Here is a 22,979-nt window from a genome sequence, read left to right as displayed (position 1 = left end):
AGGAGAACGGCAATGAATACAACAACCGAAGCGTCTTCTGCGTCTCGACCCCAACTGCGTACCCGTCCCGTGATCGCCGTTATGATCCTGATCGGCGGGCTGGCTGCACTCGCTCTGGGGCTTGCGACGTCCATATCGGTCGGTGCGGCGGATATTCGCCTCCAGACGGTATGGGAAGCGCTGTTCCGATTTAATCCGGATCTGACGCAGCATCAGATCATTTGGGAGCTTCGCCTGCCCCGGGCGCTGGCGGGAGCGATGGTCGGCGTCGGATTCGCAGTATCCGGCGCCATTATGCAAGGAATGACCCGCAATCCGCTGGCCGATCCCGGACTGCTTGGCATCAATGCCGGCGCGGGGTTCGTGCTTGCGTTATGCTTTGCTTTTTTTCCGCAGCTGCCGTTTTCCCAGCTGATTCTGTTCTCGTTTATCGGCGCGGCGATCGGTACCGGCCTCGTTTATGGCGTTGGGTCGGTAGCCAAGGGCGGTTTGAGCCCGGTTCGTCTGGCGCTGGCGGGAGCCGCGGTCAGCGCGCTGCTTCTCGCACTGAGCGAGGGCGTTGCGATTTATTTTAAAATTTCGCAGGATTTGGCCTTCTGGTATGCCGGCGGTGTGTCCGGCACCAAGTGGATGCAGGTCCGTATTATGTGGCCGTGGATCGCGGGCGGCGTCATCGGCGCTTTGCTGCTGTCGCGCTCGATTACGGTATTGAGCCTCGGCGACGAGATCGCCGCGGGGCTCGGCCAACGAACGGGACTCGTGAAGCTGGCCGGCGCGCTATTGACGCTCGTGATGGCGGGTGCTTCCGTATCCGCCGTCGGCGCGATCGGCTTCATCGGTCTGGTCATTCCTCACGTGTCCCGTGCGCTGGTCGGTGTCGATTACCGCTGGATTATTCCATGCTCCGCCGTGCTTGGCGGACTGCTGATGGTGCTGGCGGACATCGGGGCGCGCATGATTCATCCACCGTTCGAGACGCCGATCGGCGCCTTGATCGCGCTGATCGGCGTACCGTTCTTCTTGTACCTGGCGCGCAGGGAAAGGAGGACCTTGTAGCGATGCATCCATTTCAAGATATGCATAAAGCCCGATCGGTTCGTGCCTATGCGGTCATGGCCGCGTTCTTCGTGCTGATTGTCGGCGTTTTCGTAGTCAGCATGAATATGGGATTTACCCGGTTGTCTCCGCTGGAGGTACTCTCAACCTTGTTCGGCGGAGGGACCGACAAGCAGAAGCTCATCTTATTCGAATTCCGGCTGCCGCGAATCGTCATTTCCGTTCTCGTCGGCTGCGGCCTTGCGCTCTCCGGAGCGATTCTGCAAGGATTGTCGCGCAATCCGCTCGCCGATCCCGGGATTCTCGGCATTAACGCCGGCGCCGGGCTGGCTGTCGTCTTGTTTATTTCGTTCTATCCGGTGAAGACGGCTGCGCCGGCCTTCATGCTGCCCGTGCTCGCCCTTGTCGGCGCGGGGCTGACGGCTGCACTCATTTACGTACTGTCGTATAAAAAAGGAGTCGGCATCTCGCCGGTGCGCCTCATTCTGGTCGGCATCGCCGTCGCCGCCGGCATTCACGCGGCGATGATCGTGCTGACGATCCGGCTCGAGCCGCAAAACTATCAATTCGTTGCCATATGGCTGGCCGGCAGCATCTGGGGCACCAACTGGAAATTCGTGCTTGCCCTGCTGCCGTGGATTGCCGTTCTCATACCTTACGTCATTTATAAAGCCAATGTACTTAACGTGCTCAATCTGGGCGATCAAACAGCCGCCGGACTCGGCGTCCGGCTCGAGCGGGAGCGCCTGACGCTCCTCGCGTCCGCCGTGGCGCTGGCCGCTTCCTGCGTCGCCGTCGGCGGCGGCATCGGCTTCGTCGGCTTGATCGGACCGCATCTGGCCAGACAGCTGATCGGTCCGAAGCATCAATTCCTGCTCCCGGCGTCGGCGCTGGCCGGCGGACTGCTGCTGATCGTCGCCGATACGATCGGCCGCACGATGCTGCAGCCGAGCGAAATCCCCACCGGCATTGTCGTAGCCGTGATCGGAGCGCCGTATTTCTTGTACCTGCTTGCCAAATCCAAAGCGTGACGCAACCCAAAGGAGGAACGAACGATGATTCGTTTATACACACAGGAGCTGGATGTCGCATATGAAGACCGCGTGATCGTCAAGGGGTTGAACTTATCGATACCAACAGGCAAAATTACGGCGCTCGTCGGCTCCAACGGCTCGGGCAAATCGACGATTCTCAAGTCGATGGCCCGCATCATGAGGCCGAAGGGCGGCCAGGTGCTGCTGGACGGCAAATCGATTCATCAGCAAACGACCAAGGAGGTCGCCCGGCAGCTCGCGATTTTGCCGCAAAATCCGACCGCCCCGGACGGGCTGACGGTCAGCGAGCTCGTATCGTACGGCCGGTTCCCGCATCAGAAGGGCTTCGGCTCCTTGAGCAAGGAGGATAAGGACGTCATCCACTGGGCCGTCGAGATGACGGGCATGACCGAATTTGCCGACCGTCCGGTCGACCAGCTGTCCGGGGGGCAGCGGCAGCGGGCATGGATTGCGATGTCTTTGGCGCAGCAAACGGATATTTTATTCCTTGACGAGCCGACGACGTTCCTCGATATGGCCCATCAGCTCGAAGTGCTGAAGCTGCTGCAGAAGCTGAACAAGGAAGAAAACCGCACGATCATCATGGTCGTGCATGATTTGAACCACGCGACCCGTTACGCCCAGCATATGGTTGCGATTCAGAAGGGGCAAGTGGTAAGCGAGGGCGCGCCGGAGGAGGTCGTCACGAAGGAAGTGCTTCGCCTCGTATTCGGCATCGAGGCGGACATCGTTCCTGATCCGAGAACGGGCGTACCGCTCTGCTTGCCGTACGAACTGATCGGGTCGTCCGAACCGGCGTCCGAGAAAGCCCAAACGGTCGAGAAGGAAATGGCCGTCGCGCGATAAGAGGCGGCGATTCGGCCGCAAGCATGGCCATTTCGGGGAGCTTCGCCTGACAAGTTTAAAGGGCGGGCTCTCTTTTTGCCGTGGTTCATGATGTCGATGGGGGACAAGGGAGGAGCCAATGATTCAAGACAATCGCTTGAACGATATGCCGCATGTTTTATTCACGGTGCACGCCGCCGTCAGCAAACTATGTCGCCCCGGCAGCCGGTTCCGGAGCCGGGCGCTTCACCGCTACTGCCTGATCTACGTGAAGGAGGGCGAAGGCGAGCTGCGTGTGGACGGCGAGACGATAAGACTGAGCGCGGGATGCGCGGCGCTGCTCGCGCCGGGGAATCGGGTAGAAGCGCGCGTCGCCGCGGAGCATCCGCCCGAGCTGTATATGGTGGCGTTCTCGTATCGGATATGCCGGCCGGCGGAGCAGGAGCTGACGGCAGCCGATCTGGAGGCGCAGGCGCCTTTGTTTGCGCCGCTTGCGGGAGATCGGGTGCAGCAGGTGCCGCTGTCCACGGATTTATTGGAGCAGCTGGCCGGCACGGCTGGTGAACCGGATGCGCTCCAGTCCTGGCGCCGTCATCTTGCCTTCCAGCAGCTGATGTACCAGATCGTCTCAAGCCGGCGGGCGGAAGCGGCAGACGGCGATATGCGGCAGACGATACGCAGCGCTGCAGCTTACTTGGACGAGCATTACCGCAACGACGTTTCGTTGAAGTCGCTGGCCCAGGCGCACGGCATCAGCCCGTCCAACTTTTCGCATATTTTCAAGAAGCATACCGGCGTGAAGCCGATGGATTATTTGCTGCAGCTGCGCATGAACCATGCCAAAGCATGCCTGTCTGCCAATTCGAGCGTGGAAGAAGCGGCGCAGCAGGCCGGATTTCGCGATGCCTTTTATTTCAGCCGGTCATTCAAGAAGCATGTCGGCGTCTCCCCCGCCTATTACCGCAGGCAGTACGGCAGCGACAAAATCATGACGCTGTTCCCTCATTTGAACGACTATCTTCTGGCGCTGGAATTGCAGCCCTTCGCCACGCTCTCCTATACGGGACATGATCAGGTCAACGGCTTTCTTCCCTACATCGCCGAACAGCTGAAGGATACGGTGACGATGGACGGAAACTGGCAGCATCCCGATGTGGAATCAGTCGCGGAAGCATGCCCGAAGCTTGTGCTCGGCTCCGACTGGAACCGGATGGACGCAAGACGCTTTAATCGGGTGGCCCCGACCATTACGCTGACGTTCCGGGAAGACTGGAAGCATATCTTGCATGAATTGTCCGTCATTTGCGGCCGAACGCCGCAGTATGCCCGGTGGATCCGCCGTTTCGAGCAAAAAGCGGCCAATGCCCGAAAGCGGTTGGCGGCGCGAACACAGCCGGGACAGACGGTCATGGTGCTGATCGTGACGGCCGACGAGCTTCGCGTCTACGGCGGCAAGCGGCAGTTCGGCCAGCTGCTGTACAAGGAGCTCGGACTGCTGCCACCCGGCGGCATCAAGCTGGAGGAACATTACAGACGCGTCACGCCCGACGAGGTGAACGCGATGAACCCGGACCATATCTTTGTGACGACGAGCAATTCCACGATGAAGCGCACAAGGCTGAGCGAGCTCCAGGCCAGCGGCTCGTGGGCGGCGCTGGCGGCCGTGCGCAGCGGCCGGGTATACGAGGTGCCCAGCTGGCTGAACGGGCATGCGCCGATTCAGCACAGCTTATCGATCGATATCGCGCTGCGGCATCTTTTGCAGACGGACATCCCTTTCCGTGCAGCGGAGGACAAGTAGATGAGAGGGAAGCGGTCAACGATTTTGTCCATGCAAATGAAAGATTTCGTACATGGACGAGAATCCGGCAGTTCCTTATAATCAATTATCGACTCACCATTGATAATTATTCTCATTACATGTTTTCAGGGGGAAACATCATGCACAGAAAACCAGTTAGACTTCACATCGCATGGATTGTATCGCTCCTTCTCCTGGCGTCGGCGCTGGCCGGCTGCACGGGATCAAGCGGGAGCGCCGGGAACGAAGCGGCGGGCGGGGCGGCGAAGACGGCAGCCGCCGAGCGCACGGTCAAACACCTTCTCGGAGAAACGACGGTGAAGGGAGAGCCGAAGAGGGTCGTGTCGCTGCATCCGTGGCTGACCGATTTTCTATTGTCGATGGGCGTGACGCCGGCAGCGGCGCCGAGCGCAGGCCCGAACAATCCGAAATTCCCGTGGTATTTCGAGAAAAGCTTGTCCGGTACCGTCAACCTTGGCTGGCAAATTCCGCAGCCGAATCTGGAATCGATTTTGGCGGCAAGCCCGGATCTGATCGTTGCCAACCAAAATCACGAGAAGGTGTACGAGCAGCTATCCAAAATCGCCCCGACGATCGCGATCGAGCCGTTCAAGGACGATAATGGCAACCGGAGGATGCGCGATACGCTGCTGCAATTCGCTGCCATGATGAACAAGGATGAGCAGGCGAAGCAGGCGATCGCCCAATATGATGCCAAGGTGAAGCAGGCACGCGATCAGGTGAAGACGAAGGTTGGCAGCGGCACCGTCATGTTTTTGCGGGTAACGGAGAAGGATCTCCGCTATTACAGCACGTCGCTCTTTGAGGTGCTGTACTCGGACCTTGGACTGACGCCGCCGCCTTCCGTACCGGATGCGAAGACGGGCTATGTTGCGCTGTCGATCGAGAAACTGCCGGAAATTAATCCCGATCATATCTTCCTGCTGGTTGAAAATAAAGATAAAATCAGCTCGATCGAACAACTGACGCTGTGGAAGCAGCTGAAAGCGGTCAAAAACAATCAAGTGTACAGCGTCGATTACGATTTGTGGTTCCAAGGCTTCGGGCCGATCGCCAATACGATGATGCTGGAGGACGCAGTCAAAAAATTGCTCAAATAACGGGAGGAATCGCCATGTCAGCAACATCGGAAACATGCCCGCTCGTTTGCGGCGAAGACCGTCCCGTAGAGCAGCGATACTGCGCCGAAGTATCCGGTTTCTGTGGCGAAGACCCGATCGGTTCCGCTCCAGGGCATCGCCGATATTTACTCGTTGAAGTGCCGCTGCCTTGGGAGCATCAGGTCGAGCAGTCGAAGCATTTTCCCGAAGGGCTCGGCGAAACGCTGAAGCGCGTGCAGGCGGAGGTGCCGCCCTTCCGGCTGCTGGGCTTTGCCCCGGAGCCGCTTCACAGTGTGGCGGGGCACCGCAGGATCATCTGCTACGAGCGGCCGGACGGGCCCTTTGCGCGGTTCGACAAACGGGAGTTTATCGTCCCCGAGCAGCGCTTGAACGCGCTCGTTGAAGCGCTGCTGCATGCAGAGGGCGATCTGTCATCGTTCGAGGATTGCCTGACCGCGGACGGGGAGACGAGAGATTTGTTCGTCTGTACCCACGGGAGCCATGACGTTTGCTGCGGCAAATTCGGGTACCCGGCCTACAAGGAGATCTTCGACCGCTACGCGCTTTCATCCGGCGGACGCTTGCGCGTATGGCGCACGAGCCATTTCGGCGGGCATCGCCACGCGCCGACGATGATCGATTTCCCCGAGGGACGTTACTGGGCGCAGATCACCTCCGAGCGGCTGGATGCGCTGCTGCTTCGTCAGGGCGGCTTCGAGCCGTTGGCCCGCCATTATCGCGGCTGGGGCGGCGTCGGGACGTTCGAGCAGGTGGTGGAGCGCGAAATGCTCCTTCGCGAAGGCTGGGACTGGATCGAATATAAGAAACAGGCCGAACTGCATAAGAAGGATGAGGCTTCAGCTGTCGTGCGGCTGCACGTATGGCGCAGCGAGGATGCGGAATGCGAAACATACGAGGCGGAAGTGAGCATCTCGGGTAAGGTCGGTACCGGCGGCTGCGGCCATGGCTGGGGCGAGGCGAGACAGTTCACCGTTTCGGATGTGACGCAGGTATAAACCATAGATGACCACATGAGATAAGGCGCTGCTGGACGGGGAATCGTTCAAGCGGCGCTTGTTTTGTATCTGCACTTGTAAGCGACTTGGCGAACGGACGGCCCTCGAGCCGGATGGCATGCAGCGAAACACCGGAGGAGGGGAGCTGCACGCGGTATGCATGTTCCAGAACGCCAAGCGCGCTGCCTGACTTTATGAATCTGCATGCCAAAAGACGCTTTCATCGCCGTAAGGGCCTGAAAGCGTTTTTACTTGTCGGCCCGGTAAATAATTTCCGTTCCCCGGCCCCAGTTGTCGCCGAATACACAGATCTGCTTGTCGGAGCTTTCAAAGACGGAGACGGTGGCGTTCTCGCCGATTTTCGCTTTCATGTCCTTTCCCGCAGAGCAAAGGAAACATGCATTTTGTTCATCATGGTTTACCTCGAAAAAATGGATGGAATGGAACGGTGTAAAATAGAAAATGGAAATTTATCTTGATAATGAGAATCATTATCGATATGATTAGATAGTACAGTTTTTTTTCGTTGGCAGCCGATTGTTGTAATCAGGATGAAAAGACGGTATATTTATTAATAATGATAATCATTATCATCTTAGTGGGGGAGAACGGGAGATGAATCAAGAGGTATTCGACGTGACGATCATCGGCGGAGGCCCGGCTGGGTTGTATTCCGCCTTCTATAGCGGTCTTAGAGAAATGAAAACGAAGATCATCGAATTTCAGCCCAGGCTCGGCGGAAAAGTGCATGTTTATCCGGAAAAAATGATATGGGACGTAGGCGGGTTAATGCCGACGTCCGGAGCGAAGCTGATCGAGCAGCTCGTGCAGCAAGGATTGACTTTCGGACCTGAAGTCGTGCTGAATGAAAAAATCGAATCGATTTCGCGCGAAGAAGACGGCTTGTTCGTCCTGCGCGCCGCTTCTGGCCGTGAGCATGGGTCCAGAACGGTCATCGTCGCCGTCGGCGGAGGAATTCTGAACCCGCAGAAGCTGGAGATCGAAGGAGCGGAGCGGTTCGAGGTGACGAACTTGAACTATACCGTCAAGTCGCTCATGCGGTTCAAGAACAAGACGGTCATTATATCCGGCGGAGGCAACTCTGCGGTCGACTGGGCCAATGAGCTGGAACCGATCGCCCGACAAGTGCATTTGACTTACCGCAAAAACGCCCTGACGGGTCATGAAGCGCAGGTCCGGCAGCTGATGAACAGCTCGGTTGTGTGCCATTTCAACACGTCGATCACCAAATTAATCGCCGGCGACGATCATGAAACGGTCGAGCGCGTGCAGCTCACGAATCATGAAACAGGCGAGATTAGTTACCTTGAGATCGACGAAGTCATTATTAATCACGGTTATGAGCGCGACACGGCGCTGCTCAACAACAGCGAACTCCGTATCGACATCGCGGACGGCTATTATATTGCCGGCACGGCGTGCAGCGAATCGTCCATCCCCGGACTCTACGCCGCCGGAGATATATTGCGGCATGACGGGAAGCTGAATTTGATCGCCGGGGCGTTCCAGGACGCGGCCAACGCGGTGAATAAAGCGAAGCAGTATATACAACCCGACGCCACTAAAGTCGGGATGGTCTCGTCGCATAACGAGCTGTTCAAGCAGCGCAACCGCGAGATCGTGAAGCAGCTGATGGAGCTGTAAATGAGATTTTACTTGGAGGATTGTTCATGATGCATAAGTATAATAAGTCGGCGGGCCGCTTGTTCGGTATACTGGCGCTATGCGCCATCGCGCTGTTGTCAGCCTGCGGCAAGTCGGCCGCTCCGGTCGCCCCTGCCGCACCTGCCGCAATGAAAGACAGCATGGGACATGAAGTGAAGGTGCCGGCGAACCCGCAGCGCATCATCGCCTCGTATTTGGAAGACCCGCTGCTCGTTCTCGGCATTAAACCGGTGGCGCAATGGTCTGTTAAGGAAGGGAACGTGCAGGACTATTTGCGCAGCGAGCTGGAAGGCGTGCCGATCATTCCTTCGACGCTGCCGCCGGAAGTCGTGCTGAGCTTTAACCCGGATCTGCTCATCATTGGTCCGGAATCGGCAGTGGAGAAAGGGCTCTACGAGCAGTATTCGAAGATTGCGCCGACGTATGTGCTCGGCAGCGAGACGATCAACGACTATCGCCAGACGCTGAACCGGATGGCGGAGCTGCTGAACAAGAAGGATGTGGCGAGCAAGGCGCTGCAGCAGTATGACCAGAAGGCGGCCGCAACGAAGGAGAAGCTGAAGCCATCCATCGGCGACAAGAAGGTTGCCATTCTGTGGCTTACGAAGAAAAATTTTTACGTAGTCAACGGCAAAGTAGCGAGCGGGGCTGTCGTATACGGCGATCTTGGCCTGAAGCCGCCTAACATTCTCTCTGTGCTTCCGGATGCGAAAGCGAACTGGACGCCGATCTCGCTTGAAAAGCTGGCGCAGCTGGACGCCGATTATATTTTCCTTGTGAACCACGACAAAGGGCTGGCCGGTAATCTGGAAGACCCGTTATGGCGCAACGTTCCTGCCGTACGTGCCGGTCATGTATATGAGATGGATTCCAAGAGCAGCTGGCTGTACAACGGCGTCATCGCCGGGCAAAAAGTAATGGACGACATCGTCAAGTCGGTTTCCGGCTAGCGGTCGCCCGGATATTACATCAAGGCGGCTGGCGCGTTATACGGAGGCAGGACTGTGCCTGACAGCAGGAAATACAAAACGAGCACCATCATTCGTAGAGCTACGGATGATGGTGCTTTTTTGTTTTATTCCCAGCAAGAGGCGAACCGGCACGTGCGGTGCCAAGGTTATGTCAATCCCGAGCTCAATCGCCGATCAGCTTCTTTATTTTCCGTTCGAGCTGCTCGCGCTCCATCACGTACAGCACTTCGACGATTTTACCGTTCTTGTCGATCAAATAGCTGGTAGGGATGGCCCGCACTTGATACGGGCCGGTCGCGTCTCCTTTCGGGTCGAGCAGGACAGGGAACCGGAAGTCGAACTCGCGGACGGTCTCCTTCACATCCGCGAGCGTATCCTGATGGGTGACGTTCACGGCGTACAGATCGAGCCGGTCTTTATATTGATCGTACAGCGCCTTTAAATCCGGCGCTTCCTGGCGGCAAGGTCCGCACCATGAAGCCCAGAAATTCAAGAGCAGCGGTTTGTCCCGGCTTCCGCCCACGCGGCACGGCTGTCCCTCGAGCGAGGCCAGCTCGAAGGAGGGCGCTAGGTAGCCGGGTTGCGGCGCGGTATCCGCCGGTTTCGCCGCGTCTTTGGCTTGAAACACATGCCAGTAGACCGTCGCTCCGGCGAATAACAAAATGATGATGACAATGATCCGGTTACGCAGCATCCCCGTTCCTCCTTAGCCGTCAGCAGCTGCCGCCGATGCCGGGCAGCGCCTTGAGCTGAATGCCGTGGGGCTGCGCGCCGACGGTAATCCGGTCTGTGACTTCCTGTTTCTCGGTATCGATCACGGCGACCTGATTCGAGCCGCTCAGCGTTACGTACGCTTTCGTTTGCTGCCGATTGAACGAAATATGCTTGGCGCCGGGCAGACCGGTGAGCGTCTTCACCGCTTTATAGCTTTGCAGGTCGACAAAAGTGACGGAGCTGCCCTCCATACCGGTGACGATTGCCGTTTGCCCGTTATCGGTGACGACAACGTCCGTCGCTCCGTCGATCGCGTCGATTTTGCCGAGCAGCTTGCCGTCGGCGGTGTTATAGATTTCTAGGGCGCGGTCGCCGGCGACGGGGACGTACAGTGTCTTCCCGTCATCGCTTACTTTGCCGGCGCGCGGGATTTTGCCGGTCGCGATCGTGTGTTCAACCGTCTTCGTTTTCACATTGACGATATAGACCTTGTGATTCTCATGATCGCTGATATACAGCTTGTCGCCGAGCAGGGCGAGGTAATTCGTTTTGGCGCCGGTGCCCAAATCGATCGTGCCCGCTTCCTTGCCTTCCTTCGTATCGACGAGATAAACGAATTGATCCGCTACGGCGGCGACATATAACGTTTTATTATCAGGTGAGAGCACCATGCCGTGCGGCATGGGACCGACAGGCACTTCCTTTACGACGCTGAGCGTCTGCGTATTGATGATCGAGATCGTGCTGCTGTGCATATTGGCCGCGTACGCTTCGCGCATCGTGCTCGAGAAGATGACGGTCGATGGGGATTCCGACACCGGGATGTTCCCGACCACCTTACTGGAGACGACATCGATGACGGAGATGCGGTTCTCCTTCTCGGAAGGGACATAGAACTGGATGCTCGTCAATTTGCCGGCGGCTGGTTGATTGGCAGCAGCCGATTCCGCGGCATTTGCGGATTTCCCGTGCAGTCGTAGTTCCGCCTCTTGCTTCGTTTCCAGGGCGCATCCGCTTAACAAGACGGTCAACGATGCGGCGCCGATGAGCAGACTTTTTTTGTACGTATTCATTGCAGGCTCTCCTAACTTGAACAGCATGTTCGTGGACCTCAAAAATAATCATTGTATTTCTATCGGAATTGATGATATTATACGGTGTAATCGCGATGGAAAGCAATCATTTATTTTCAAGCTGTAGGGGGAATGATCGATGAAAAGCAAGAGCAAGTGGATGATTTTAACTATGTTGGCGGTTGCCTTAATGTCGGCCGGCTGCGGTAAAAAAGAAGCGCCTCAAGCTGCCAATGCCAATACAGGGGATACCAAGACCGGCGGGTCGGCGGCTGTGGTGAAAGCGTCCGATACGTATCCGAACGCGCATCTGCTCGCAGACGTCAAATGGGCGGAAGAGCATGCCAAAGACGGCAAAGTGAAAATATTCGACGTGCGTGCCAAAGGCTATGAGCAAGGACATATTCCCGGCGCGATCGCGTTAAACTCCGGACTGCTTAAAGACGCCAAAAACAATACGATCCTGGCGACCGAGCCGTTCACGGAGCTGTTCCAGAGCCTCGGCGTGAACAGCGACACGACGGTGCTGCTGTACGATGAGGGCAATGCGCTGAATGCGACGCGCGTATTTTACGCACTGGAATATTACGGGCACAAAGACAAAGTGAAGGTGCTTAACGGGGGATATGCCGCCTGGGCTTCCGCCGGCAAAGATGTATCGACCGACAAGCCGGCGGTGACGAAGGGCAATTTTGTCGCCAAGCCAAACGATAAGCTGGTTACGACGAAGGATCAAATTAAGGAATTGAACAAACAGCAGTGCGTGCTGCTCGATGTTCGTTCCGCCAAGGAGTACACAGGCGAGGACGTTCGTTCGCAGAAGGGCGGGCATATCGATCAGGCGGTCAACAAGGAATGGAGCGATGCGGTCGACGCGAGCGGAGCGGACGGCGTGCCGAAATTCAAAAGCTACAAAGATTTGAAAGCGGCCTTCGATCAAATCGGCGTCGTGCAGGACAAAACGGTCGTTCCGTATTGCCAGACGAACGTGCGCGGGGCCCACACTTATTTTACATTGCGACTGCTCGGATTTTCCGACATCCGTCCTTATGAAGGCTCATGGGCGGAATGGGGCAATGCGGCCGACACCGAAGTCGTCAAATAAGGAGCGGATTCCATGGCACAGATCATCGAACATATATCCCATCTCAATTCGCAGGAGCTGATCGAATTCGCGGGCGACCCGGAGCGCCGGACGATTGTCATTGACGTACGGGAGATCGAAGAGTACGAAGCGGCCCACATCCCGGGCATTCCGCTCATTCCGATGGGCGAGATCATCGATTGGATCGAGAAGCTCGACCCGCAGCGAGCGTACGTATTCGTGTGCCGGAGCGGACGGCGGAGTATGGAGGTCGCCAAGTTTTTCCGCGCCAACGGCTTTGCGCAGGTGCACAATTACTCGGGCGGCACGCTGCAATGGCAGCAGGAAGGGCGCGAGGTGGCCACCGGCCGCGAGCGCATCGTCGACGCGTTTGCACTAGACCAACTGGAGAGGAAGATCAACCTATGAGCTTGAACGAACAACAACTGCTGGAATTGAAAGCCGATATTACCGTCGATGCGGTGGGCGAGGTATGCCCGCATACGTTGAACCTGGCGCTGGACGGCCTGAAGCGGGCGAAGCCGGGCGAGATCGTCGTCGAAATTACGGATCATACGATCGCGACGAAGACGATTCCGGCCGCGGTGAAGATGAACAAATACGGGGAGTTTCTCGGCGTTGCCAAGAAGAACGGGCAGTATCATATTTTCGTGAAAAAAATATAAGGATTGAGCTGGAAGGGGAAGACTGATGGCATACACATTGGATGTCTTTATACTGGCCGGAGTCTTCGGGTTCCTGTACGGGTTTCTACTGCAGAAGGCGGACTTTTGCTTCGTGGCCTCGATTCGCGACTGGATCAGCGTGAGGGATAACCGGATATTGAACGGCGTGCTCGTGCTGATCGCCACGGCGCTGCTCGGCTGGGCGCTCGTGCTTACGCTCGGCGTCAAGCAGGTGTCCGACGTCTGGACCGTACCGCTCGGCGGCGCGAATCTGCTTGGCGGCATTTTGTTCGGCATCGGGATGACGATCGCCGGCGGCTGCGGCTCGGGGACGCTGTACCGGTGCGGCATGGGGTATGTGCAGTTTTGGATCGTGCTGCTGTTCGCAATCGCAGGCAATCTGCTGTTCGCCTTTATTTATGATCCGTGGGCAAGGGAAGCGCTGCAGCCTTTGACGCTGGTCGAGAACGGATATACGCTGTATTCTTTGCCCATCCCGTATTGGGTCATTCCCGTTGTCCTCGTCGCCGGGATGCTGCTTATCGCGATGTACCGGCACGGCGCGTCCGGATTTTGGAACGGGGTGAAGGCGGCGCTGACCGATTGGGAGAACAATCCGTTCAAGCAATCGCACTGGGACATTCGTCTTGTCGCTTTCCTGATCGGCGTCGTTGCGACGGTTCAATTCGCGCTCATGTCCAACGTGGGCATCACCGGTCCGGAGACGCGTATCGGGGCCGTTGCGCTGGCGCAGCTGCTCGGCGACGACGTCGTATTCAACAACACGTATTTGAATGCGCTGTTTGCCGATTTCCCGCGGGTTGGTCTCGGACCGGAAGAAACGCTCGTCATATTTCTCATCATCGGCTCGCTTGCGGCATCGGTGCTGAGCGGAAGCTTCAAGATCCGCTTACCGCGCGCCTCGCGCTTGCCCTATGCTATCGGCGGCGGCCTGCTGATGGGCGTATCGTCGCGAATCGCGCCAGGCTGCAACATCGCCAACGTCATTACGGGCGTCGGCGGACTGTCGCTGAGCAGCGTGCTGGTCATTGTTGGCATGATGATCGGTATCTTTATCGTCGTCGCCTATGTATTCAAAATGCCCCTGATGCTGTTTCAGCGTTACGACTCGATGTAATGCCAGGGAACGTGCACGTATATAGAGCGGATCGGGACACGGCCCAAACACGATTCTCCAGGGGAGTCGTGTTTTTGATTCAATCATTGGGCGTACGGTTCGCACAGCCGGTGGAGGTCTCGGAACTTTTTTGAAAAATGGCATTGACAAAGATGGGCTGCAGGTGCTACGATCCATTTATAAATAAATCATAGTAAACGCATCGGAATAAAAGAATTACTTCGAAAAAAAATCCGTCTACTGGACCACCAGAGACACGATATGACGATCGAGTACGATCGGCTGTTGTGTCTTTTTTTGTTGTCTGTTGGGGCGTGGGTGACAAGAGCTTTTACTTACGAAGGAGGGATGGACGGCATGTCCGTTATGAACAGCGATTATCGGGTCGAGACCGCGGGACGCGCCCCGCGACAGGCGGCAAACAGCAAAAAAACGTTTTGGCGCTACGTCTGGTTTCATCGTTATTTATATTTGATGCTGGCTCCGGCGCTTGCGTACTACTTGATATTCCACTATATCCCGATGTATGGCGCGATTGTCGCGTTCAAAGACTTCAGCATCACAAAAGGGATTCTCGGCAGCGACTGGGCCGGCTTCAAGCATTTCGCCTACTTGTTCTCGCAAGATAAGTTTTGGCAGGTAATCAAGAATACGATCATCATTAGCTTGTATCGTCTTACCTTCGGATTTCCGGCGCCGATCATCGTCGCCTTGCTGATGAATGAGGTCCGGTCGAGACTGTTCAAGCAGACAGTGCAGACCGCTATCTATTTGCCGCATTTTATTTCATGGGTCATTCTCGGCGGGCTGCTGCTCAACCTGCTGTCCACGGACAACGGCGTCGTCAATAACGTCATCCGGGCGTTCGGCGGGACGTCGGTCGGCTTTATGAGCGACGAGTCTTACTTCCGCAGCACACTCGTGTTCTCGATGATCTGGAAGGAGTTCGGATGGAACACGATCATCTATATGGCGGCGCTGGCGGGCATTAACCCGCAGCTGTACGAGGCGGCGTTGATCGACGGCGCGAACCGGTGGCAGCGGCTGATGCACGTCACGCTTCCGCTTATGCGGGGCACGATCATCCTGCTGCTTATTCTAAGGCTGGGCGGCATTATGGAAGCCGGCTTCGAGCAAATCTTCGTGCTGTATCATCCCGGTGTCTACAGCGTCTCGGACATTATCGACACTTATGTGTATCGCATCGGCTTGACCGAAGGCAGGTTCAGTCTGGCGGCGGCGGTCGGGTTGTTCAAGTCGCTGATCAACTTCGCATTGCTCGTTCTCGCGAATCGGCTCGCAAGGATGATGGGAGAGCAGGGCGTTTATTAATGAAGAAAGGGGAATCGATATGCACCGTACGGGAACCGCAGGCAAGCTGTTTGACACCTTTAACTATACGCTGCTGGCGCTGCTCGCGCTGATTACATTGTACCCCTTCTGGGATACGCTCATCGTCTCGATCATACCGCTCGACGAATACTTGAACGCAAGCGTCCATTGGCTTCCGAAGACCATCACGCTCGGATCGTATGAATATTTATTCTCGATGAAGGAGCTGTGGAATTCGTACGGCGTAACGATCTTCGTTACGGTTGTCGGCACGGCGATCAGCATGCTGCTCACGGTGACGGCCGCTTATGCGCTGTCGAGAACGGAGCTGAAGGGCTACCGCGTCATGATGTTTCTCATCGTGTTTACGATGATGTTCAGCGGGGGCATCATTCCGACGTACCTGATTGTCAAAAATTTGGGCATGATGAACAGCGTCTGGGCGCTCATCATCCCAAGCGCGATCAATACGTACAATTTGATCATCATGCGCAACTTTTTCTCGTCGCTGCCGGACGGCTTGATTGACGCAGCGCGCATCGACGGCTGCAACGACATCGGCGTCCTGTTCAAAATCGTCATCCCGCTATCCATGCCGGCCATCTCGACGATCACGCTGTTTTACGCCGTGTCGCGCTGGAACGAATTTTTTAACGCCGTCTTTTTTATCAGCGACAAAAATTTATGGCCGCTGCAGCTGTTTTTGCGCAGCATGCTGTTCGAGAACGAATCGTCCTATTCCGGCGGCGGAGACGGCTTGTTCCTGCTGGGGCCATCGATCAAGATGGCGACGGTGATGGCAGCGACGATTCCGGTCATGCTCGTGTATCCGTTCTTTCAAAAATATTTCGTCAATGGGGTCATGATCGGCGGCGTCAAAGAGTGACCGGCCGGTCCAACATAAAAAAATCAAATGGTGGAGGAAACATACGATGGGGACAAAGAAGAGAACGTGGAACAAATGGATTGCAGGCGCGAGCGCAGCTTCCTTGCTGCTTGCGGCAGGCTGCTCGAATAAACCGGCCGGCTCGGAGGCGGGGAACGGCAACGAGCCCTACGAGCTGACGTTCCTGACGACGGGAGACCAAGGGGCGAAGCCGCTGCAGCCGAACGACCGCATTATCGCGGAAATCAACAAGCGGCTGAACATCAAGCTTACCGTCAAGATCGTGCCGGAATTTTCGTACGACAAAATCAACGTCGCGATCGCGAGCGGAGACTTGCCCGACGTCGTCACGACGCAATACCCGTCCGAATCCGTATCGCAGTGGATCAAGGAAGGCATTATCGTGCCGCTGAACGACTATTTGAAAGATACGCCGACGCTGAAAGGAAAGCTGGAGGGCGACTTGAAGTGGACGGCCATCGACGGGAAGTTTTACGGCTACCCGTTCATCAGCGGCGTGGAGCGGTCGAACTACACGGTGCAGTTTCGTCAGGATTGGCTCGACAAGCTCGGCCTGAAGCCGCCGCAGACGCTCGAAGAACTGCATTCCACGCTCAAAGCGGTCGTGGAGAAAGACCCGGACGGCAACGGCAAGGCCGATACATACGGCTTCATTACGAATAAGCCGAACGCCGGCGACGCACTGACCGCCTTCGATTTCGTATTTTACGCTTATGGCTTGCCTTACGGCGACTATGCCAAAGACGACAAAGGGAACGTGATCCCGAAATTCGAGCATCCCGCCTTCAAGAAGGGGCTCGCCGACTTGCGGAAATGGTACGATGAGAAGCTGATCGATCCGGAATTTATCGTATACGACCGCCCGACCAAGGAGCAGAAGTTTTTCCAGAGCAAGGCGGGCTTTATGGACGGACCGCTGTTCCGCCACGTGAGCCGGATCGAGGGCAGCCTGCAGCAGGTCATCCCGACGGGCAAGCTCGGCTATACGGCACCGCCGACCGGACCGGAAGGGAAGCAGGGCATGGCGACGAAGTCGAAAAACGCCCTGTTCACCGCCGTGACCAAGAAGGCGAAAAATCCGCAAAAAGCGGCGCAATTCATCGAGTTCTTGCTGTCCAAGGAAGGGCGCGACCTGCTTCAGCTCGGCATCGAGGGCGTTCACTACACGAAGCAGGGGGACAAAATCAGCTACAACGAGTCGGAACGCGAGAAAGACGGCTTCGCTCCGAACGGCTGGGCGCATCCGATCGCATGGGGCAACGTCACTTGGCCGATCGACGAGAGCTACTTGCCGCAGACGGAGCCCCGCATTGAACGGGCGCTTGATTCCGTCAAGGTGGCATCCAAATACATTATGCCGAATCTGATTAACAAAAAGACGGACGCGGAGATTGAATTCGGCAAAGCGGTCAATGAAGTGTACAACCAGTATTTCGTCAATTTGCTGAACGGCAAGCTCGACGTCGACAAGGGGATTACCGAATTGGGGCAAAAGTGGCGCCAGGCCGGCGGAGACAAAATACTGAAGGCCGTCACGGAGGAGTACAAGAAGAACGGCGGCAAATAACGCAATCCTAAATAAAAGGTTCATAGCCGAAAAGGCGTAACGATAACCGTCTATTTGAGAGGAGAATGTCATATGTCTGAAGTAGTAGCCAATCATGAGCGTCCCTTGCAATTGCCTGTCCGCGGTCTTAAGACCGGTCCGCGTATCGTCCGCCGTCTGCCCGAAGGGGTAGAGCCGCAGCCGTACACGCTGTTCAACGTCAAGCCGCACGGCCCGATCATCGGCGCCGATATCGAAGGCGTCGACTTGAGCCAGCCGGTGTCCCCCGAGCTGCAGAAGGAGCTGAACCGGGCCTTGCTCGAATGGAAGGTTATCTTCTTCCGCAATCAGCATATGACGAGCGCGCAGCAGCGGGCGTTCGCCGAGCTGTGGGGCGAGCTGGAGACCCACCCGTTCCTGCCTGTAGGGGATTCGGACGAAGTCGTCCGCTTCGCGAAAAACGAGAACGCCGTCGGCCGGGAAAACAGCTGGCATTCGGATGTGAGCTGGCGGCTCAACCCCGCGCTCGGCGCGGTGCTTCGGCTCATCGAGGTGCCGGAAGCGGGAGGCGATACGCTGTGGGCCGACATGGGAGCCGCCTACGACAACTTGCCGGATGAAGTGAAGCGGCGCATCGACGGCTTGACGGCGATCCACGATTTCACGCATGTGTTCGGCGTGAGACTGCCTGCGGATCAACTCCCGATCAAGCAAGCCGAATTTCCGGCGGCCGAGCATCCGGTCGTGCGCACGCATCCGGAGACCGGACGCAAGACGCTGTACGTCAATCCGAATTTCACGGTACGGATCGTGGGACTGGAAGCGGAAGAAAGCGAAAAGCTGCTGCAATACTTATTCCAGCAGGCGCAAGTACCGGAATATCAGGTGCGCTTCCGTTGGGAAGCGAACACCGTCGCCTTTTGGGACAATCGGGCCACGCAGCATTACGCTTCGTCGGATTATTATCCGAGCCGCCGCATTGCGGAGCGGGTTGCGATTGTCGGAGACCGTCCTTATTGATAAGATCATAAATAGGAGCAAGAGTAAGGAAACCTGGCGGCATGCCGGTTTCCTTTTGCTGCCGAAGGGAGCGTTCAGCGTTGAGCCATTTTGCACCAAAACCGAACATCATTTTTATTTTGATCGACGATATGGGCTGGACTGATCTCGGATGCTACGGAAGCTCGTTTTACGAAACGCCGCATCTGGACACGCTGGCCGCCGAAGGCGTGCGGTTCACGGAGGCGTACGCCGCCTGCCCGGTCTGCTCGCCGACACGGGCAAGCATCATGACGGGCAAATACCCGGCAACGCTCGGCGTAACGAACTGGATCGGAGGAAAGGCGCGGGGCAAGCTGATCGATTCGCCTTACGTCGACCATCTGTCTCTTGAGGAGAAGTCGGTCGCCGCAGCGCTGAAGGAAGGCGGTTATCGCACATGGCATGTCGGCAAATGGCATCTGGGCGGCCGCGAGCATTATCCGGACAACCACGGATTCGACGTGAACGTAGGGGGCTGCCACTGGGGCGCGCCGAAGAAAGGATACTTCAGCCCGTACGGGATCGACACGCTGGAGGAGGGGCCGGAAGGCGAATATTTGACAGATCGGCTGACAGACGAAGCGATTCGGCTCATCCGGCAAAACGACGGTTCGCCGTTCTTCCTGAACTTGTGGCATTATGCGGTGCATACGCCGATTCAGGCGCATCCGGAGCTGACCGAACGATTCGCAGCGAAAGCAAGAGCACAAGGGCTGGACGAGGTCGAAACGATCGTGCAGGGCGAGCTTTTCCCGTGCGAGCACAAGAAGCATTTGCACGTGCAGCGGCGAGTCGTCCAGTCCGACCCCGTCTATGCGGCGATGGTGCATAACCTCGACGCGAATATCGGGAGGTTAATCGAAGCGTTAAAGGAGACCGGCCAGTACGAGCATACGGCGATCTTCTTCACCTCGGATAACGGAGGATTGGCGACGGCGGAAGGCTCGCCGACCAGCAACCGCCCGCTGCATGAGGGGAAAGGCTGGATGTACGAGGGCGGCGTGCGGGAGCCGTTCATCGTCAGGTGGCCCGGCGTCACGAAGCCCGGGACGGTGTGCGACGTGCCGGTGACAAGCCCCGACGTATATCCGACGCTGCTCGGCATCGCCGGCCTCGCTCCGCTGCCGGAGCAGCATACGGACGGCAGCAGCCTCGTCCCGCTGTTGCAAGGGGAGGACGCCCTCGAACGTGAAGCGATCTATTGGCATTACCCGCATTACGGCAACCAGGGAGGCACGCCGGGCTCGTCCATTCGCATCGGCGACTATAAGCTCATCGAATTTTTCGAAGACGGGCGGCTCGAGCTGTACGATCTGAAGAACGACATCTCCGAGACGCGCGATTTGTCGTCGCAGCTTCCGGAGCTGGCACAGCGCATGCAGGCGAAGCTGGCGCAGTGGCGCGAGCGCGTCGAAGCGCGGATTCCGCAGCCGAATCCAGACTTTGTCCCTTGGAGATAGCCGCTTGCGGCATGCTCTTGACCAGGGAGCTACGTGAACCGCAATGCTTATTCCCGCATCGCGGTTTTCCTGTACGCGGTCGGCGACATGCCCGTAAGCGCCTTGAACTTTTTGCAAAAATAGCTGCTCGACGAATATTCGGCGGTGCGCGCGACTTCGTCTACGGTAAGCTGCGTCTCCGTCAGCAGCTTCTTGGCGATCTCCAGCTTTTCCTGCGACAGCTTTTGCTTGAACGTCATATGGAATTGCTTCTTCATCAGCCGGTGCAGATGGCGTTTGCTTACCTTAAGCGCGCTCGCCATTTGTTCCAGCGACAGATCGGACGGTTCGCGATTCATGAGGGCATCGAGCAGATGCTCTCTTTTTTCGTTTAGCGTCTTGCGGGGCAGCGCGTAGTCGGCTTTGTTCTCGCCCCGGTAGCTGCGGACGGCATTGACGATAATTTGCGAGACGTAGCTGCGGATGTTGTGATAATACCCGACAAGCCGGTTGTCCAGCTCGTCCATGATGCGCTGGAACAACCCGATGCTGCCGTAGGCGTCTTCCCCGAACCAGAAGCGTGTCGAGGACAGCGTTTCGATGAGCGCGTCGGTTTCGATCCGGAGAAACTCGTTGTCGTCGTTCCGTTTCTTGGTCACGGTGATATCGAAATTAATGCAGCATTCCGCGAGCGGATTGTCAGCGTCGGTTGTCTGCTCGTGGTAGACCAGCGGGCCGGTCAAATAAAACGTATTCGGGGTAATCCGGTAATGGTTTCCTTCGGCAATCAGCTGACCGTACCCGTACGGAATGAAGTGCAGCTCATAGCCGCCGTGCGCATGCTTCTTATTCGTCCGCATCGAAGCGGGAACGAACCGGATATACCACACGTTGATTTGCAAGTGACCCATCTGAACCCGCAAGTCCAGGTCGTCATAATCCCTGCGATAGGGAATCTCCATCCCGTATTCCCCTTTCCGATTGCACAATCGGGACATTTTCCTTGAAATATTGTCCATTATGTCTATTTTAAACCAATTGCGCATTTGATACCATAACGGTATTGTAAGGGTTTACATATGGAAGGCGTAAGAGGTATGGCCAGTCTTTCCGTAAAAGAGGGAGGTTGACGATCATGGTCCGTTCCGTCGTGAAACAAACCGCGGCTGCCTTGACGCTCGCCGCGCTTCTGGCTTCTTGCAGCAGCCCGGTCGGCGCACCGAAACAGCCGATTGCCGAGGCGCCGCCGGTTACTTTGAAAATTTATATGTGGGACGCCATTTTCCAGGAGGATGTGTTCCAGAAGCTGATCGCCGAGCCCGTGAAGAAAAAGTATCCGAACATTACGCTGCAGCAGGTGGTGCGCGGGCCGAACACGCAGCCGGAGAGCATCGTGACGAGCGACGACAATGCGGTCGACATCATTATGGCGTGGAACGACGTACTGTTTCAGTTTCAGGATTTGAAGCTGCTTAGCGATATGACGCCGGAGGTCAAGAAAGCGGGGCTCGACCTCGGCCGGTTCGACGCCCAGGTGCTCGACGGCATGCGCGACGGGGATAAGAAAGAGATATTGTACGGGCTGCCGTTTGCGCAAGATTTTTACGCGCTCTTTTACAACAAAGACTTGTTCGACAAGTTCGGCGTCGCTTACCCGAAGGACGGCATGACATGGGAGGACGCGATCGGGCTGGCCAAGAAGCTGACGCGCGAAGACGGGGGAGTTCAGTACAAGGGGCTTGACCCGGAAGGGCCGGAGAAGCTCGGCAATTCGCTGTCGCTGCCGTTCGTCGATCCGAAGACGCAGAAGGCGGCGCTCGATACCGCAGGGTGGAGAAACGTATTCGATACGCTCAAGCAAATTTACGGCATCCCCGGCAACCAGAATACGATCTCGAATCACGCGGGGACGGTAAACCGCTTCGCCAAGGATAAAAATGTCGCGATGTACGCCTCCCACGGCGTGGTGAGCGCGCTGGCGCAGTCCGACGTGAATTGGGATATCGCCCAATACCCGAGCTTCAAGGAGAGGCCGAACGTGTACGGCATGGTGAAGGCGTACGCACTCTGCATTACGACGACGAGCAAGCACCGCGAGCAGGCGATGCAGACGCTGCAGGTGATGACCTCTGACGAGGTGCAGCTCGCTTATACGAAATCGACGGCGATGCTGTCGGGGCTGAACAATCCGGAGATGAACAAGCAGTTCGGCGCAGACCTGCCGCTGCTCAAAGGGAAGCATATCGAGGGCATTTTCAAGAGCAAGCCGGCGCCGTTCGTCGCCCAATCGACGTTCTCGGGCAAGGCGCGCGCGGCGCTGGAAGCGAAGTTCAAGGATGTAGCCGCCGGCAAAGACATCAATACGGCGCTGCGGGAGGCGCAGGAAGAAGCGGCCAAGCAGATCGAGGCGCTGAAAAAGTAAGCGGCGTCCAAGAACGAGAACGACGTGATAGGAGCAGCGCAACGTCCGGCATAATCGCTTATGCCG

21 protein-coding genes and 1 pseudogene are annotated in these 22,979 nt (G+C 57.0%); 18 read left to right on the top strand and 4 right to left on the bottom strand.

Annotation, left to right across the window (positions count from 1 at the left end; genetic code table 11):
• The first annotated feature begins 12 nt into the window (after positions 1-12).
• From KXG62_RS12885 to KXG62_RS12860, 6 genes are all read left to right on the top strand, one after another.
• A complete protein-coding gene (locus KXG62_RS12885; RefSeq protein WP_218092377.1) occupies positions 13-1,056 on the top strand; it encodes a FecCD family ABC transporter permease in 1,044 nt (347 codons plus the stop codon).
• Between the two features lie 20 nt (positions 1,057-1,076).
• Positions 1,077-2,087 (top strand): FecCD family ABC transporter permease, encoded by a 1,011-nt coding sequence (locus KXG62_RS12880; RefSeq protein WP_246627424.1) that lies wholly within the window; start codon positions 1,077-1,079, stop codon positions 2,085-2,087.
• A gap of 24 nt (positions 2,088-2,111) precedes the next feature.
• Entirely contained in the window at positions 2,112-2,957 is an 846-nt protein-coding gene (locus KXG62_RS12875; protein WP_218092375.1) for an ABC transporter ATP-binding protein, read from the top strand.
• Positions 2,958-3,075: 118 nt separating this feature from the next.
• Complete coding sequence (locus KXG62_RS12870) at positions 3,076-4,737, top strand: helix-turn-helix domain-containing protein (protein WP_218092374.1); 1,662 nt, start codon at positions 3,076-3,078, stop codon at positions 4,735-4,737.
• A gap of 140 nt (positions 4,738-4,877) precedes the next feature.
• Positions 4,878-5,858, top strand: a complete 981-nt coding sequence (locus KXG62_RS12865) for an ABC transporter substrate-binding protein (protein WP_218092373.1) — start codon at positions 4,878-4,880, stop codon at positions 5,856-5,858.
• A 14-nt stretch (positions 5,859-5,872) separates the two neighbouring features.
• Positions 5,873-6,874, top strand: coding sequence for a ferredoxin family protein (locus KXG62_RS12860; RefSeq protein ID WP_218092372.1), 1,002 nt, complete (start codon positions 5,873-5,875; stop codon positions 6,872-6,874).
• A 251-nt stretch (positions 6,875-7,125) separates the two neighbouring features.
• Here KXG62_RS12860 and KXG62_RS12855 read toward each other — a convergent pair.
• Positions 7,126-7,257, bottom strand: a pseudogene (locus KXG62_RS12855) (ABC transporter substrate-binding protein); the annotation flags it as partial.
• 232 nt (positions 7,258-7,489) lie between these two features.
• Between KXG62_RS12855 and KXG62_RS12850 the strand changes: the two are divergent.
• Positions 7,490-8,539 (top strand): NAD(P)/FAD-dependent oxidoreductase, encoded by a 1,050-nt coding sequence (locus KXG62_RS12850; protein WP_218092371.1) that lies wholly within the window; start codon positions 7,490-7,492, stop codon positions 8,537-8,539.
• A 26-nt stretch (positions 8,540-8,565) separates the two neighbouring features.
• Positions 8,566-9,510: an ABC transporter substrate-binding protein gene (locus KXG62_RS12845; protein WP_246627419.1), complete on the top strand. Its 945-nt coding sequence runs from the start codon at positions 8,566-8,568 to the stop codon at positions 9,508-9,510.
• A 184-nt stretch (positions 9,511-9,694) separates the two neighbouring features.
• Here KXG62_RS12845 and KXG62_RS12840 read toward each other — a convergent pair whose 3' ends face one another.
• Positions 9,695-10,225 carry a TlpA family protein disulfide reductase gene (locus KXG62_RS12840; RefSeq protein WP_218092370.1) on the bottom strand — a complete coding sequence of 177 codons (531 nt, stop codon included), beginning with the start codon at positions 10,223-10,225 and terminating at the stop codon, positions 9,695-9,697.
• Positions 10,226-10,244: 19 nt separating this feature from the next.
• Positions 10,245-11,318 (bottom strand): YVTN family beta-propeller repeat protein, encoded by a 1,074-nt coding sequence (locus KXG62_RS12835; protein WP_218092369.1) that lies wholly within the window; start codon positions 11,316-11,318, stop codon positions 10,245-10,247.
• A 139-nt stretch (positions 11,319-11,457) separates the two neighbouring features.
• Here KXG62_RS12835 and KXG62_RS12830 point away from each other — a divergent pair, with 139 nt between their 5' ends.
• The 9 genes from KXG62_RS12830 to KXG62_RS12790 all read left to right on the top strand — a co-directional run bounded on the left by KXG62_RS12830 (position 11,458) and on the right by KXG62_RS12790 (position 20,512).
• Positions 11,458-12,423 (top strand): sulfurtransferase, encoded by a 966-nt coding sequence (locus KXG62_RS12830; protein ID WP_246627418.1) that lies wholly within the window; start codon positions 11,458-11,460, stop codon positions 12,421-12,423.
• 12 nt (positions 12,424-12,435) lie between these two features.
• On the top strand, positions 12,436-12,831 hold the full coding sequence (locus KXG62_RS12825) for a rhodanese-like domain-containing protein (RefSeq protein WP_218092368.1): 396 nt from the start codon (positions 12,436-12,438) through the stop codon (positions 12,829-12,831).
• Positions 12,828-13,088: a sulfurtransferase TusA family protein gene (locus KXG62_RS12820; RefSeq protein WP_218092367.1), complete on the top strand. Its 261-nt coding sequence runs from the start codon at positions 12,828-12,830 to the stop codon at positions 13,086-13,088. The genes KXG62_RS12825 and KXG62_RS12820 overlap by 4 nt, the downstream gene beginning before the upstream one ends.
• Before the next feature lie 25 nt (positions 13,089-13,113).
• Positions 13,114-14,226 carry a YeeE/YedE family protein gene (locus tag KXG62_RS12815; RefSeq protein ID WP_218092366.1) on the top strand — a complete coding sequence of 371 codons (1,113 nt, stop codon included), beginning with the start codon at positions 13,114-13,116 and terminating at the stop codon, positions 14,224-14,226.
• A 357-nt stretch (positions 14,227-14,583) separates the two neighbouring features.
• Positions 14,584-15,558 (top strand): ABC transporter permease, encoded by a 975-nt coding sequence (locus KXG62_RS12810; RefSeq protein ID WP_218092365.1) that lies wholly within the window; start codon positions 14,584-14,586, stop codon positions 15,556-15,558.
• A 19-nt stretch (positions 15,559-15,577) separates the two neighbouring features.
• Complete coding sequence (locus tag KXG62_RS12805) at positions 15,578-16,444, top strand: carbohydrate ABC transporter permease (RefSeq protein WP_218092364.1); 867 nt, start codon at positions 15,578-15,580, stop codon at positions 16,442-16,444.
• 46 nt (positions 16,445-16,490) lie between these two features.
• Positions 16,491-18,032, top strand: coding sequence for an extracellular solute-binding protein (locus tag KXG62_RS12800; protein WP_218092363.1), 1,542 nt, complete (start codon positions 16,491-16,493; stop codon positions 18,030-18,032).
• A gap of 72 nt (positions 18,033-18,104) precedes the next feature.
• On the top strand, positions 18,105-19,031 hold the full coding sequence (locus tag KXG62_RS12795; protein WP_218092362.1) for a TauD/TfdA dioxygenase family protein: 927 nt from the start codon (positions 18,105-18,107) through the stop codon (positions 19,029-19,031).
• A gap of 80 nt (positions 19,032-19,111) precedes the next feature.
• Positions 19,112-20,512, top strand: a complete 1,401-nt coding sequence (locus KXG62_RS12790; RefSeq protein ID WP_246627417.1) for a sulfatase — start codon at positions 19,112-19,114, stop codon at positions 20,510-20,512.
• A 47-nt stretch (positions 20,513-20,559) separates the two neighbouring features.
• Here KXG62_RS12790 and KXG62_RS12785 read toward each other — a convergent pair whose 3' ends face one another.
• Positions 20,560-21,453: a helix-turn-helix transcriptional regulator gene (locus KXG62_RS12785; protein WP_218092360.1), complete on the bottom strand. Its 894-nt coding sequence runs from the start codon at positions 21,451-21,453 to the stop codon at positions 20,560-20,562.
• A gap of 173 nt (positions 21,454-21,626) precedes the next feature.
• Here KXG62_RS12785 and KXG62_RS12780 point away from each other — a divergent pair, with 173 nt between their 5' ends.
• Complete coding sequence (locus tag KXG62_RS12780) at positions 21,627-22,913, top strand: ABC transporter substrate-binding protein (protein ID WP_218092359.1); 1,287 nt, start codon at positions 21,627-21,629, stop codon at positions 22,911-22,913.
• The last annotated feature ends 66 nt before the right edge of the window (positions 22,914-22,979 follow it).

The organism is Paenibacillus solanacearum (genome assembly GCF_910593845.1).
GTDB lineage: Bacteria > Bacillota > Bacilli > Paenibacillales > NBRC-103111 > Paenibacillus_G > Paenibacillus_G solanacearum.
Note: the sequence above shows the minus strand (reverse complement) of the source record. Positions and strands in the feature narration are given on the sequence as shown.

Excerpts from the sequence above, each read along its gene's own strand:
- KXG62_RS12885 (WP_218092377.1), top strand. The coding sequence starts at position 13 with ATGAATACAACAACCGAAGCGTCTTCTGCGTCTCGACCCCAACTGCGT.
- KXG62_RS12880 (WP_246627424.1), top strand. The coding sequence starts at position 1,077 with ATGCATAAAGCCCGATCGGTTCGTGCCTATGCGGTCATGGCCGCGTTC.
- KXG62_RS12875 (WP_218092375.1), top strand. The coding sequence starts at position 2,112 with ATGATTCGTTTATACACACAGGAGCTGGATGTCGCATATGAAGACCGC.
- KXG62_RS12870 (WP_218092374.1), top strand. The coding sequence starts at position 3,076 with ATGATTCAAGACAATCGCTTGAACGATATGCCGCATGTTTTATTCACG.
- KXG62_RS12865 (WP_218092373.1), top strand. The coding sequence starts at position 4,878 with ATGCACAGAAAACCAGTTAGACTTCACATCGCATGGATTGTATCGCTC.
- KXG62_RS12860 (WP_218092372.1), top strand. The coding sequence starts at position 5,873 with ATGTCAGCAACATCGGAAACATGCCCGCTCGTTTGCGGCGAAGACCGT.
- KXG62_RS12850 (WP_218092371.1), top strand. The coding sequence starts at position 7,490 with ATGAATCAAGAGGTATTCGACGTGACGATCATCGGCGGAGGCCCGGCT.
- KXG62_RS12845 (WP_246627419.1), top strand. The coding sequence starts at position 8,566 with ATGATGCATAAGTATAATAAGTCGGCGGGCCGCTTGTTCGGTATACTG.
- KXG62_RS12840 (WP_218092370.1), bottom strand. The coding sequence starts at position 10,225 with ATGCTGCGTAACCGGATCATTGTCATCATCATTTTGTTATTCGCCGGA.
- KXG62_RS12835 (WP_218092369.1), bottom strand. The coding sequence starts at position 11,318 with ATGAATACGTACAAAAAAAGTCTGCTCATCGGCGCCGCATCGTTGACC.
- KXG62_RS12830 (WP_246627418.1), top strand. The coding sequence starts at position 11,458 with ATGAAAAGCAAGAGCAAGTGGATGATTTTAACTATGTTGGCGGTTGCC.
- KXG62_RS12825 (WP_218092368.1), top strand. The coding sequence starts at position 12,436 with ATGGCACAGATCATCGAACATATATCCCATCTCAATTCGCAGGAGCTG.
- KXG62_RS12820 (WP_218092367.1), top strand. The coding sequence starts at position 12,828 with ATGAGCTTGAACGAACAACAACTGCTGGAATTGAAAGCCGATATTACC.
- KXG62_RS12815 (WP_218092366.1), top strand. The coding sequence starts at position 13,114 with ATGGCATACACATTGGATGTCTTTATACTGGCCGGAGTCTTCGGGTTC.
- KXG62_RS12810 (WP_218092365.1), top strand. The coding sequence starts at position 14,584 with ATGTCCGTTATGAACAGCGATTATCGGGTCGAGACCGCGGGACGCGCC.
- KXG62_RS12805 (WP_218092364.1), top strand. The coding sequence starts at position 15,578 with ATGCACCGTACGGGAACCGCAGGCAAGCTGTTTGACACCTTTAACTAT.
- KXG62_RS12800 (WP_218092363.1), top strand. The coding sequence starts at position 16,491 with ATGGGGACAAAGAAGAGAACGTGGAACAAATGGATTGCAGGCGCGAGC.
- KXG62_RS12795 (WP_218092362.1), top strand. The coding sequence starts at position 18,105 with ATGTCTGAAGTAGTAGCCAATCATGAGCGTCCCTTGCAATTGCCTGTC.
- KXG62_RS12785 (WP_218092360.1), bottom strand. The coding sequence starts at position 21,453 with ATGGAGATTCCCTATCGCAGGGATTATGACGACCTGGACTTGCGGGTT.
- KXG62_RS12780 (WP_218092359.1), top strand. The coding sequence starts at position 21,627 with ATGGTCCGTTCCGTCGTGAAACAAACCGCGGCTGCCTTGACGCTCGCC.